This window comes from Streptomyces rimosus subsp. rimosus, assembly GCF_000720725.1.
In the GTDB taxonomy this organism is placed as follows: domain Bacteria; phylum Actinomycetota; class Actinomycetes; order Streptomycetales; family Streptomycetaceae; genus Streptomyces; species Streptomyces rimosus_A.
In genome coordinates this window covers 1-11,993 of the sequence record NZ_JOCQ01000187.1, presented here as the reverse complement: position 1 = coordinate 11,993, position 11,993 = coordinate 1, and the positions used below count along the sequence as shown (strand labels likewise).

The window sequence follows — 11,993 nt, the reverse complement described above, 5'->3', positions numbered from 1 at the left end:
GGCCGTGCCGTGGGCGCCGCCCGCCAGCTCGTCCGGGCCGGGGACCCGCATGCTCGTGTGCGTCTCGCGGTTCGAGTCGGGGGCGGCGGAGCCGTGCACGAGCGGTACGGCGCCGCGCGGCCGGGAGCCGCCCGGGGCGACCGGCGGATAGAGGGCTTCCTCGTACGGGCCGGAGGCGGCCGCGGCGCCGGACGCGTACGGGCCGGTGGCGCCCTCCCCGGGCTCCTGCCCGTCCTGCTCGGACGTCTCGTCGTCCGGCTCATCGATGTCCAGCGGCGGGTGGCCCGCCAGACCCGGCAGGATCTCGCGCAGCCGGGAGGCCAGTTCGGAGGCGCGCAGCCGGGAGGCGGGCGCCTTGGCCAGGCACTGCAGCAGCAGCTGCCACAGCTCGTCCGGGATGCCGGGCAGCGGCGCGACGGACTCGGTGACATGGCGGCGCAGCACCGCGCCGGGGTGGCCGCCGCCGAACGGCGTGAAGCCGGCGAGCAGCTCGTACAGGACCGTGGCGAGCGCGTACACGTCGACGGAGGCGCGCGGCGGCAGGCCCTCGATGATCTCGGGGGCGAGGTAGTCCGGGGTGCCGATCACCTTGGCCGAGCGGGGTCCCCCGGCCGAGGGCTGGGTCAGGCGCGGCGCGTCGACGAGGCGGGCGATGCCGAAGTCGGTGAGCAGCGCGGGGTGCGCGCCGCCGGGGCCGAGCGGGCCCTGCATGTCCAGCAGGACGTTCTCCGGCTTGACGTCGCGGTGCACGATGCCCGCCTTGTGGGCGGCGGCGAGGCCGTCGGCCACGTCGGCGACGATGGCGACGGCGGCCTCGGGGGCGAGCCGGCGCTCCCGCTCCAGGCGGGTGCGCAGGTCCGTGCCCCGTACGAGATCCATGACCAGGGCGAGGTCATTGCCGTCGACCACCAGGTCGCGCACGGCGACGACGTGCGGGTGCTCCAGGCCGAGCAGCGCCGCGCGCTCCTGCACGAAGCGGCCGACCAGCTCCTGGTCGGCGGCGAGGTCCTCGCGCAGCAGCTTGATGGCGACGGGCCCCTCGGGTCCGTCGCCGAGCCATACCGTGCCGGCGCTGCCGCGACCAAGGATCTGGTGGGTGGTGTACCGGCTGCCGATCTTCCGTGCCAAGACTGCTCCGACGTGTCGGGCCCGCTGAGCGTCCTCAGGGGGCTGAAGGTGGCGTCAAAGCTACGCGGGTCGCAGGGGGTTGCGTGCCCAGGATCGCCCGGGGCATCACTTCTGTGGGGGAAATCGCCCGTTGGAAGTCGACAAATCTCCTTGGTCGCGTGCCCCGCGCGGGCGGACCGCCACTCCGGTGCGCGCCGGAGCCGTACGTACCGGAGCCGTACGCACCTGAGCCACACGCGCCGGAGCCGTACGCGCCGGAGCCGTCCGTGCGGCCCGGCGCGCCGCCGTCACGTCACTTGAACCAGTTGCCGATGTCCTTGACGAAGTCCCGGACGCTGCCGATGACGTCGCCGATCTGCTCGAAGTAGCCCTTGGTCGTGCCGATCCACTCCTGGAGCGGGGAGAACTCCCAGACCGCCCAGCCGCCGACGAACAGGATCACCAGGACGAACAGACAGCCCTTGAGACAGCCCAGGCCCGGGATGCGCATCGGGTTGGCGCTGCGCTGACGCGGCTCGCGGCGCGGGCGGGGCTCCCGCTCGCGGGGCGGCTCGGGCTCGTAGTGCCGGGGCGGCGGCTGCTGGCGGCGCGGCGCCTGCTGCGGCTGGTGCTGCGGGGGCTGGTAGGGCGCCGGGGCCTGCTGCTGATACGGCGCGGGGGCCTGCTGCTGGTAAGGCTCCTGGTAGCGCGGCTGCTGCTGGGGGCGCTGCGGCGGCTGCGCGGGCTGCCGCTGCGGGCGGCGGCGCAGCGGGTCCTCGCCCGGGTCCAGGTACTGGGTCTGCTCGTTGCGGTCCCGGGCGGCCCGCATCTGGGACTCCCAGGGATGCGGCCCTTCGGGCTGCTGGCCACCGGGCGGGCCGGGCGGCACGGGAGGCATCGCGCGGGTCGGGTCGGGGCCGCCTTGGCCGTACCCCTGGCCGCCGGGGCCCGAGGCGAACACCTGGGTCGGGTCGGCGTCGGGGCCGCCGCCCTGGCCGTTGGTGGACGGCAGTACGGCGGTCGCCGCGGCCGGGTCGTACCCGCCCGCGCCGCCGGTGGACGGGAGCACCTGGGTGGGGTCGGCGTCGCCGGAGCCGCCCGCGCCGGTGCCGGGCACCGTGGCGGGTGACGGGTCGGGCGCGAGCAGGGCGGCGACGCCGAGCGCGGCCTCGGCCTGGGCGGGGGTGGCGTGCACGCCGACGCCCGCGGCGACCGTGCGCAGCGCGCGGGCCAGGTTCTCGGCGCTGGGCCGCTCGCCCGGTTCCTTGCGCAGGCAGCGCTCTATGACCGTCCACAGCGGCTCGGGGACGGTGGACGGGCGGCTCGGCTCCTCGCTGAGGTGGCGGTGCAGGACTTCGAGCGCGCTGGCGCCGCCGAACGGCGGGCGGCCGGTGACCAGCTCGTACAGCAGGATGCCGGCGCCGTAGATGTCCACGGCGGAGGTCTGCGGGCGGCCCTCGGCGGACTCGGGCGCCACGTAGGCGGGGGTGCCGACGAACTCGTGGGTGCGGGTCAGCCCCGGCGAGTCGGCGAGGCGGGCGATACCGAAGTCGGTGAGCATCGGGTGCAGCTCGGCGGTGTCGCCCTCGCCGGTGCCCTTGAGCAGGACGTTGGCGGGCTTCAGGTCGCGGTGCACGACGCCGTCGGCGTGGCTGGCGGCCAGCGCGTCGGCGATCTGGGCGGTCAGCAGGGCCGCGGCGACGGGGCTGAAGGGGCCGTTGTCGCGGAGGTGGCGGTGCAGGTCGGGGCCGTCGATCAGGTCCATGACCAGCGCCAGCAGATCACCCTCGACGACCAGGTCGCGGGTGCGCACGATGTTCGGGTGGGTCAGCCGCAGCAGGACCGAGCGCTCCCGCAGGAAGCGCATGACCACGTCCGCGTCGTGCGCCAGCTCCTCCTTGAGGACCTTGATCGCGACCGTCTCGCCCGGCTCGCCGGCCACCGCGGCCTCGGCGCCCGCCGTCTCCCTCTGGCGAGCACGCCAGACGGTGCCCGTGGCGCCGCGTCCCAGCGGCTCCTCAAGCAGGTACTTGCTGCCTACCGGCCGCACGTGCGCTCCCTGGTCGTGATCGATCCTTGCCGGGCCGGTGGGTCGCAGCGGCCCGTCGCCCCACTGTAGTGCCGCCGTACCGGCCGTACGCCGGGACGATCGGGCGGGGCTTGGAGGAAAGACGCGCATTCAGGACGGATGGTTGCCGGCTGTTCCGGATCGATGTCCACGTCAGGCCGAACAGCGAGCACCGATGATCGAAAATTGGACTTTCACAGAGCACGATCAGGCGGTTTTGCGTCCGGGGCCGACCAATCAAGATCACTGAGTGATGGTCGGCGGGCGTGTTGTCAGTGGCAGGTGCGAGGATGCACCCAGCACGGGAGCGGTGGGGGTGCGGGGGCCCCGTCGCGCGCGTGTGGCGCGGGAGCCCGGTGCTCCTCGCGTCGGGACTTGTACGTGCCGAAGTGCCCGGGTGCGGCGGGGGAGGTCACGGGGCCCCCGCCGAACGGTCCGGGCGGAAGGGACCGTTGACGGCGATGCAGATCCGGCTGACCGTCCTCGGGCCGCGCAGCGGCCACCCCACGCGGGCCTGTGACGTCCTCGTCACGGCCCCCGCCGGGACGGCGCTCGCCACGGTCGCGAGCGGCCTCGCGGCGGCCGTCGCCGGGTCCGGCGCGGACATCGGCGCCTCCGGCAGCGGCAGCAGCGGCAAGGGCGGCGGCGCGTCCGGCGCCGCGGGCGGCCCCGTCGTGCTGTACGCGGGCGGCGACCGCCTGGACCCGCAGCGCGCCGCGGTCGGCGAACCCCCGCTGATAGACGGCGCGGTGCTCTCGCTGGGTGCCCCGGGCCCCGCCCCCGCGCACGGCCTGCCGCACGGCTTCCCCCGGCTGCGGGTCGTCTCCGGGCCGGACGCCGGCGGCGTCCACCTCCTGCACGGCCAGGGCGGCGCGATCCGCGTCGGCCGCTCGGCGCAGGCCGACGTGCCCCTCGACGACCCGGACGTCTCCCGCCTGCACTGCGCGGTGACGGTCGAGCCGGACGGCTCGGTGCTGGTCACCGATCTCCGCTCGACCAACGGCACGGCCGTCGGCGGCGCCGAGGTCGGCGAGCGCCCGGTGCCGCTGCCGCCGGGCGCGCTGCTGCGCATCGGCGAGTCCGCGCTGCGCCTGACGCCCGCCCCGGCCGAGCCCGACCCGGCCCTGGTGTGCGCCCCCGACGGCGAGGGCCGGCTGCGCGTCTCCCAGCCGGAGGCGGACGCCCCGGAGGCTGGTGGCGCGCCCCTCCGCCCCGGCGTCCCCGGCGCCCGGTCCGCCGACCACGACCGGACCTCACTGCACCCCGGCTTCCTGACGCCCGCCACGCCCCCGGCCGCTCCGGAGGCCGCAGGCCCGTACGCCTCCCCGTACGGCGCCGGGCGTCCGCAGGACCCGCAGGAGGAGCTGCCCGCTTCGTACGACAGCCCGGGGCGCCGGGGCACCCCCCTGCGCGGCACCCCGTATCCCGGCAGCCCCCAGGAGCAGTACGAGCCGTACGGCCCGGGCGACGGGACGACCCACGGCGGCCGGCACGGCATCGCCCCCGCCGACCCGCGGGAAGGCCCGCGCAGGGACCCGCACGAAGATCCGCTGGACGAAGCCGCGTCCCCCAAGGCGGCACGCCGGAGCGGCGGCCTGGGCGCCTGGGCGCGCCGGCTGACCGGCGCCCGGCCCGCCGCCGAGCGCCCCGCGTCGGCGCCCGCCCCCGCGCCGACGGTCTGGGAGGAACAGCAGCGGCAGTCCCGTGCGGCCGCCGGAGAAGCGGCGTCCGAGACGTACGGGCCCGTGCCCGCCCCGGCCCCCCGCCTGTGGGAGCGCGGCCCGGACCACCCGGACGCGCTCACCGTCCGGCTCGGCACGGCCCCGCAGGACGGCGGCCGGTCCGCCGCGCCCGTGACGGTCGAGCTGCGCAAGGCGGGCGCCCTGGGGCTGGCCGGGCCGCGCACCCGGCTCGGCGGCCTGGCCCGCGCCGCCGTGGCCCAGCTCGCCGCGCTGCACTCCCCCGCCACCCTCGAAATCGTGCTGCTGAGCACGGACCGCGCCCGCTCCCTCGAAGACCGGCTGGCCGACTGGTCGTGGCTGGGCTGGCTCCCCCAGGTGCGCCCGGCCCACGCCCAGGACTGCCGGCTGCTGCTCGCGTACGACAAGGAGCAGGCCGCGGCCCGTACGGCCGAGCTGGCGCGCCGCCTCGACGACGGCCCGCTGGGCCCGCACTGGGCCGGTGCCGAGCGCTCCGCCGTGGCCTCCGCCGCCGCGCGCTACAACGGCCCGTACACCCTCCTGATCGTGGACGGTGACCCCGGCTCCTCGGCGCTGCGCGAGACGACCGCCCGGCTCGCGGCGAGCGGCCCGGCCGCCGGCATCCATGTGCTGTGCCTGGCCGAGACGCCCGCCGCCACCCCCGCCTTCCCGCTCGCCTCGACGTACGAGGCGGCCCGCGCGGCCTCGCCCGCCTTCGGCGAGTGCGGCGCGGTCGCCGTGCTGAGCGGCGATGTCGCCACGGCCCTGCGCGTAGTCCAGCCCGGCACGGGCCCGAACGGGACGGTCGCCGCGGTCGACGCGGTCTCCGGCGCCTGGGCCGAGCGGTTCGCGCGCGCCCTGGCGCCGCTGCGCGAGGCCGACACGGGCGGCGGCCTCGGCGGACGCCCGGCGCGCAGCGCGGCCGTCCCCCTGCCGGACACCTCCCGGCTGCTGGACGAGCTGGGCCTGGCGCGGGCCACCCCGGCCTCGCTGATGGCCCGCTGGGCCGCCGCCTCGGACACCGACCGGGCCCGGGCCGCCTCGGACACCGACCGGTCGGGGGCTGCCGCCGTGCTCGGTGCGGGCCCGCACGGCCCGGTCTGCGCCGACCCCGCCGCCGACGCCTGCCATCTGCTGGTGACCGGCGGCCCGGGCAGCGGCAAGACGGAGCTGCTGCGCTCGCTGGCCGCCTCGCTCGCCGCCGCCGACCGCCCGGACCTGCTCTCCCTGGTCCTGGTGGACGGCGCGGGCCCGGAGCGCGGCGAGGGCCTGCGGCTGTGCACGGACCTGCCGCATGTGACCACCCATCTGACGGCCTCCGACCCGGTGCGCATGCGGCAGTTCGCGCAGGCGCTCAGCTCCGAGCTCAAGCGGCGCGCCGAGACCCTGGCCGGCACGGACTTCGCCGAGTGGCGCGCCGCCCGCCTCCCGGCGCCGCGCACCCCGGCCCCCCGCCGTTCGCCCGAGGCCGCGTCCGGCTCCCCCCTGGCCGAGCGGGACAGCTCCTCCACGGGCACCCTGCGGCTGCGGGCGCGCAGCGCCCCCGGGCCCGGCGGCGAGGCCCCGGCAGCGCAGGCGGTGCCGATGTCCCGGCTGTTCGTGCTGGTCGACGACTTCGACGCGCTGGTCGCCCCGGCCCTCGGCAGTACGGGCCGCCCCGCCGCCGGTTCGGTGGTGCGCGCGCTGGAGGCGGTGGCCCGGGAGGGCGCGGCCCTCGGCGTCCACCTGATAGCGGCCACCGGCCACCCGGACCGTACGAGCGACACGGCCACGGACCGGGCGGCCGGACTCCGCGTGGAACTGGGCCCGGCGGACGGCGCGGCCGAGCCGGTGCCGCCGGGGCGCGGGCGCCTGCACCGCGCTGCGGACTCCTCCGTCACCCCGTTCCAGGCCGGGCGGGTGACCGGGCGGATACCCCGCACGTCCACGCTCCGCCCCACGGTCGTACCGCTGGAGTGGGAGCGGATGGGCGACCCGCCGGCCCGCCGCCCGCTGCGCGAGCTGGGCAACGGCCCCACCGACCTGGCGCTGCTGGCCAGCGCCCTGCAGCGGGCCGCCCAGTCCTCCGGCGCGCCCGCCGCCCCGCCCCTGCTCTGACCGGGCTCCCGCGGGGCCCCGGCCGGGCCGCCCGCGCAGCCCGGCCGTGAGGTGTACGCGAGGGGTAACGGGCCGGTCACGAAAGGCCAGTTGGGGCGGGAGGCGGTATTGCGGGGCCGGTGATCCGGGCGTAGACCTGTGCGCGGCGGGCCGCGCCGCGCCGCGCGTGCGGGACCGCCACTCGGCGCTCAAGTGCACCGCACGGGAGGGGCTTACGGGGATGGGCACTTCACGCACAAGGCACACCACCGCGCGCACCGCGACACCCGGCAGCACGACCGGCAGCACGACCGGCGGCACGGCTGCCGCCCGCACCCGCGCCACGGCGACCGCCCGCGCCGCCCTGGCTCTCGCCGCCGCGGGCGCGCTGACGCTGACGGCGTGCAGCGGCAACGGCGGCGACGGCGGCAAGAGCGAGGGCAGCGGCAAGGAAAGCGGCGGGACCTCCGTCCAGCTCCCCAAGCTGAGCGGCGAGAAGATCCAGGTCGCGGCCGTGTGGACCGGCCCGGAGCGGGCGAGCTTCCTGAAGGTGCTCGACGAGTTCGAAAAGCGCACCGGCGCCACCGTCAGCTACGTCCCCACCGGCGACGACATGGCCGGTTTCATCGGCTCGAAGGTGGCCGGCGGCGGCCCGCCGGACATCGCGTTCCCGCCGCAGGTCGGCGTGTTGCGGGAGTTCGCCCGCAAGGGCTGGCTCAAGCCGCTGGGGCCCGCCGCCAAGGAGCAGCTCGCCAAGAACTTCTCGCCGGGCTGGCGGAACCTGGGCGCGTACAACGGCACCGAGTACGGCGTGTATTACAAGGCCAGCAACAAGTCGCTGGTCTGGTACAACACCAAGGCGTTCGAGAACGCGGGGGTGGCCGAGCCGAAGGACTGGGCCGAGTTCCTCAAGACGGCGCAGACCATCGCGGACTCCGGGGTGCAGCCGGTCTCGGTGGGCGGCGCGGACGGCTGGACGCTGACCGACTGGTTCGAGAACGTCTACCTCTCCCAGGCCGGTCCGGAGAAGTACGACCTGCTGGCCCAGCACAAGATCAAGTGGACCGACCCGTCCGTCACCAAGGCGCTGACCGCGCTCGCCCAGCTCTACGGCAGGCCCGGCCTGCTGACCGGCGGCAACAGTGGCGCGCTGCAGACGCAGTTCCCCACCTCGGTCACCCAGACCTTCAGCGGCGGTGACCAGCCGAAGGCCGCGATGGTCTCCGCGGGGGACTTCGCCGCCACCAACATCGCGCAGACCAAGGCCAAGGTCGGCGAGGACGCCAAGGTCTTCCCGTTCCCCGCGGTGGGCTCCCGGTCGCCGGTGGTGACCGGCGGCGACGCGGCGGTGGCCCTGAAGGACACCAAGGGCGCGCAGGCGCTGCTGACCTTCCTGGCGTCCACGGACGCCGCGAAGATCTGGGCGCAGGCCGGCGGGTACATCTCCCCCAACAAGGAGCTGGACAAGGCCGCGTACGCCAACGACACGATGCGCGAGATCGCCACGGCGCTGATCAAGGCGGGCGACGACTTCCGCTTCGACATGTCCGACCAGGCGCCGGCGAGCTTCGGCGGCAAGCCCGGGCAGGGCGAGTGGAAGGACCTCCAGGACTTCCTGAAGAACCCGAAGGACATCGCGGGCACCCAGAAGAAGCTGGAGCAGGACGCCGCCAAGGCGTACGGCAGCTGACCCGGCGCCCCGAAGCACGGCCGCGGGTCCCGCCGGCCCGCGGCCGCGCACCGTACGCCGCGCACCGCACGCGGCGGTGCGCACCGCCGCCCACCGCATCGACCGGGGGACCGACATGAACGCTGCGACCGCGGGCGGGCCGGCCGGCCCGGTCCGCCCGGGCACCGGCACGCTGCGCCGGGTCAAGAGTGTGGCGGGCACCCGCCCGTGGGTCGCCGCCGCCTTCCTGCTGCCCGCCCTCGTCCTGCTCGGGGCGCTGGTGGTCTACCCCATCGGCTTCTCGGTCTACCGGAGCCTGTTCGACGCGTCCGGCACCGGCTTCGTCGGTCTGGACAACTACGGCGAGCTGTTCACCGACGAGCGCATCCGCATCGCCCTGAAGAACAACGTCATCTGGGTCGTGGTGGCCCCGACGGTCGCCACGGCGCTCGGCCTGATCTTCGCGGTGCTCACCGAGCGGGTCCGCTGGGGCACTGCCTTCAAACTGGTCGTCTTCATGCCGATGGCGATCTCCATGCTGGCCGCGGGCATCATCTTCCGGCTGGTGTACGACCAGGACCCGGAGCGCGGCGTCGCCAACGCCGTATGGGTCTCGGTCCACGACACGTTCGCGGAGCCCGCGCCGTACCCGGGCGCCAAGCCGCGGCCGAACGCCGGGCTGACGGCGTCCGGCGGCGCGTACACCACCAAGCAGCCGGTGCGCGCGGGCGATCCGGCGAACCTGCCGCTGGTGGCCGTGCAGCCCGGCGACCTGGGCGAGGCGCGCCCGGCGACCGCCGCGCGCCCGGAGCCGGGCCAGGTCACCGGCACCGTCTGGCTGGACTTCACCCGCGGTGGCGGCGGCACCCCGAACATCATCGACCGCTCCGAGAAGGGCTTGCCCGGCCTGACGGTCGAGGCGGTCAAGGACGGCCGGACCGTGGCGAGCGCCACCACCGGGCCCGACGGGCGGTTCGCGCTGCCCGCCGCGGCGGACGGCGCCCTGCTGCGGCTGCCGGCCTCGAACTTCGCCGCCGCGTACAACGGCGTGAACTGGCTCGGCCCGGCCCTGGTGACCCCGTCCATCATCGGCGCGTACATCTGGATGTGGGCGGGCTTCGCGATGGTGCTGATCGCGGCGGGCCTGGCGGGCGTGCCCCGGGAGCTGCTGGAGGCGGCGCGGGTGGACGGCGCCAACGAGTGGCAGGTCTTCCGCCGGGTGACGGTGCCGCTGCTGGCGCCCGTCCTGGTCGTCGTCCTGGTCACGCTGATGATCAACGTGCTGAAGATCTTCGACCTCGTCTACATCATCGCGCCGGGGTCCAGCCTCAAGGACGCCAACGTGCTCGCGCTCCAGCTCTTCCAGTCGTCCTTCGGCACGGACGTGGACCAGGGCCTCGGCAGCGCCATCGCGGTGTTCCTGCTGCTGCTCGTGCTGCCGGTGATGTACGTCAATCTCCGGCGCCTACGGAAGGAGCGGAGCCGATGACGACCGCCGAGGGCGTCGTACGGGCCAGGCAGTCGCTGCCCGCGCGGATCGCGGCCCGCACGGGCGGCGGCGTGCTGCGCGTCGCGCTGGTGCTGATCGGGCTGTTCTGGCTGACGCCGACCATCGGCCTGCTGCTGTCCTCGCTGCGCTCACCGCAGGACATCGCCGAGTCCGGCTGGTGGCAGGTCTTCACCGAGCCCGCCCAGCTCACCTGGGCCAGCTACAGCGCGCTGCTGGACAACGCCAAGGTGATGGACTCGCTGCTGACCACCGCACTGATCACCGTCCCGGCGACGGTGCTGGTGGTCGTCATCGGGGCGCTGGCCGGGTACGCGTTCGCCTGGATGGACTTCCCCGGGCGCGACGGGTGGTTCATGGTCGTCGTGGGCCTGCTGGTGGTGCCCGTACAGGTCGCGCTGATCCCCGTGGCCAAGCTGTTCGGCGCCGTCGGCCTGTTCGAGACGACGCCCGGGGTGATCCTCTTCCACACCGCCTTCGGGCTGCCCTTCGCGGTGTTCCTGCTGCGCAACTTCTTCGCCGAGATCCCGCGCGAGCTGCTGGAGGCGGCCCGGCTGGACGGCGCGAACGAGCTGCGGCTGTTCACCCGGGTGGTGCTGCCGCTGGGCGGTCCGGCCATCGCGTCGCTGGGCATCTTCCAGTTCCTGTGGGTGTGGAACGACCTGCTGGTCGCGCTGATCTTCGCGGACAGCGGCAAGCCGCCGATCACGGTCGCGCTCCAGCAGGAGGTGCGGCAGTTCGGCAACAACATCGACGTGCTGGCGCCCGGCGCGTTCCTGTCGATGGTGATCCCGCTGGTCGTCTTCTTCGCCTTCCAGCGGCAGTTCGTCTCCGGGGTGATGGCGGGCGCGGTGAAGTGACCGTGCCCCGGGCCCGAGAGGGGCGGCGGGGCGTACGGGACGGGTGCGGTGGGGCGCACGGGACGGGTGTGGTGGCGTAAGGGAACGCTGTGCCGTACGCCACTTTCCGTTCACGTTGCTGCCCCACGATGACGGCCAGCCGATGACGCCCCTCGACCGTCTGGAGACGGACCGCACATGACTGCCCGTACCGCAGACCTCAGTGACGGAGAACTCCCGCGCCCCGAGCGGCTGTCCGACGTGAAGGGCTGGTTCTTCACCGCCGACCAGCTGCTGTTCGACTGGTTCCTGGCCCGCCAGGAGGAGCGGGCCGAGCCGGGCGACCTGCTCGAACTGGGCGCCTACCTGGGCAAGAGCGCCATCTTCATGGGCGCGCGGCGGCGCCCCGGCGACCGCTTCACGGTCTGCGACCTGTTCGACTCGCCCGCCGAGGACGCGCCCAACTCCAAGGAGATGGCGAAGTCCTACGCCACCTTGACCCGCCGCGCCTTCGAGGCGAACTACCTGTCCTTCCACGACGAGCTGCCCGAGATCGTGCAGGGCCTCAGCTCGGCCGTCGCCGACCACGTCGAGCCGGGCAGCTGCCGCTTCGCGCACATCGACGCCTCGCACCTGTACGCGCATGTGCACGGCGACATCGTCACGGTGCGCAAGCTGCTCACGCCGCAGGGCATCGTCGTCCTCGACGACTTCCGCGCCGAGCACTGCCCGGGGGTGGCCGCCGCCACCTGGCAGGCCGTCACCGGCCAGGAGCTGCGGCCGGTCTGCATCACGCCGACCAAGTTCTACGGCACGTGGGGCGACCCGGCGCCCGTACAGGCCGCGCTGCTGGCCTGGCTGACCGGCCGGGAGGGGATGTGGCACGAGGTGCAGGAGGTCAACGGCGCGCCGCTCATCCGGCTGAGCGCCAAGGGCGCCAAGGAGCCCGCGCACCCGGTCTCCCGCCACCGGTCGGCGGCCCCGCGCAGCGCGGCCCCGGCGGCCCCCCCCGCCGCCGCCGCCACGC

7 protein-coding genes are annotated in these 11,993 nt (G+C 75.4%); 5 read left to right on the top strand and 2 right to left on the bottom strand.

Annotation, left to right across the window (positions count from 1 at the left end):
- Together IH45_RS0141975 and IH45_RS0141970 are read right to left on the bottom strand one after the other, a co-directional pair.
- Positions 1–1,128, bottom strand: a 1,128-nt coding sequence (locus IH45_RS0141975) for a serine/threonine-protein kinase (RefSeq protein WP_030682181.1), incomplete at its 3' end; no start/stop codon positions are given.
- A gap of 292 nt (positions 1,129–1,420) precedes the next feature.
- On the bottom strand, positions 1,421–3,157 hold the full coding sequence (locus IH45_RS0141970) for a serine/threonine-protein kinase (RefSeq protein ID WP_030682178.1): 1,737 nt from the start codon (positions 3,155–3,157) through the stop codon (positions 1,421–1,423).
- A 479-nt stretch (positions 3,158–3,636) separates the two neighbouring features.
- Here IH45_RS0141970 and IH45_RS0141965 point away from each other — a divergent pair, with 479 nt between their 5' ends.
- The 5 genes from IH45_RS0141965 to IH45_RS0141945 all read left to right on the top strand — a co-directional run.
- The gene (locus IH45_RS0141965; RefSeq protein WP_030682176.1) at positions 3,637–6,972 is read left to right on the top strand and encodes an FtsK/SpoIIIE domain-containing protein; all 3,336 of its coding nucleotides are present in this window, start codon (positions 3,637–3,639) and stop codon (positions 6,970–6,972) included.
- A 220-nt stretch (positions 6,973–7,192) separates the two neighbouring features.
- On the top strand, positions 7,193–8,641 hold the full coding sequence (locus tag IH45_RS0141960) for an ABC transporter substrate-binding protein (RefSeq protein ID WP_078898047.1): 1,449 nt from the start codon (positions 7,193–7,195) through the stop codon (positions 8,639–8,641).
- Positions 8,642–8,756: 115 nt separating this feature from the next.
- The gene (locus tag IH45_RS0141955; RefSeq protein WP_030682168.1) at positions 8,757–10,109 is read left to right on the top strand and encodes a carbohydrate ABC transporter permease; all 1,353 of its coding nucleotides are present in this window, start codon (positions 8,757–8,759) and stop codon (positions 10,107–10,109) included.
- Positions 10,106–10,987 (top strand): carbohydrate ABC transporter permease, encoded by an 882-nt coding sequence (locus tag IH45_RS0141950; RefSeq protein WP_030682165.1) that lies wholly within the window; start codon positions 10,106–10,108, stop codon positions 10,985–10,987. The genes IH45_RS0141955 and IH45_RS0141950 overlap by 4 nt, the downstream gene beginning before the upstream one ends.
- Positions 10,988–11,164: 177 nt before the next feature.
- Positions 11,165–11,993, top strand: an 829-nt coding sequence (locus tag IH45_RS0141945) for a class I SAM-dependent methyltransferase (protein ID WP_030682161.1), incomplete at its 3' end; no start/stop codon positions are given.

What these genes read in the sequence shown, in the direction of transcription:
- IH45_RS0141965 (WP_030682176.1), top strand. Translation starts at nt 3,637, where the DNA reads ATGCAGATCCGGCTGACCGTCCTCGGGCCGCGCAGCGGCCACCCCACG.
- IH45_RS0141960 (WP_078898047.1), top strand. Translation starts at nt 7,193, where the DNA reads ATGGGCACTTCACGCACAAGGCACACCACCGCGCGCACCGCGACACCC.
- IH45_RS0141955 (WP_030682168.1), top strand. Translation starts at nt 8,757, where the DNA reads ATGAACGCTGCGACCGCGGGCGGGCCGGCCGGCCCGGTCCGCCCGGGC.
- IH45_RS0141950 (WP_030682165.1), top strand. Translation starts at nt 10,106, where the DNA reads ATGACGACCGCCGAGGGCGTCGTACGGGCCAGGCAGTCGCTGCCCGCG.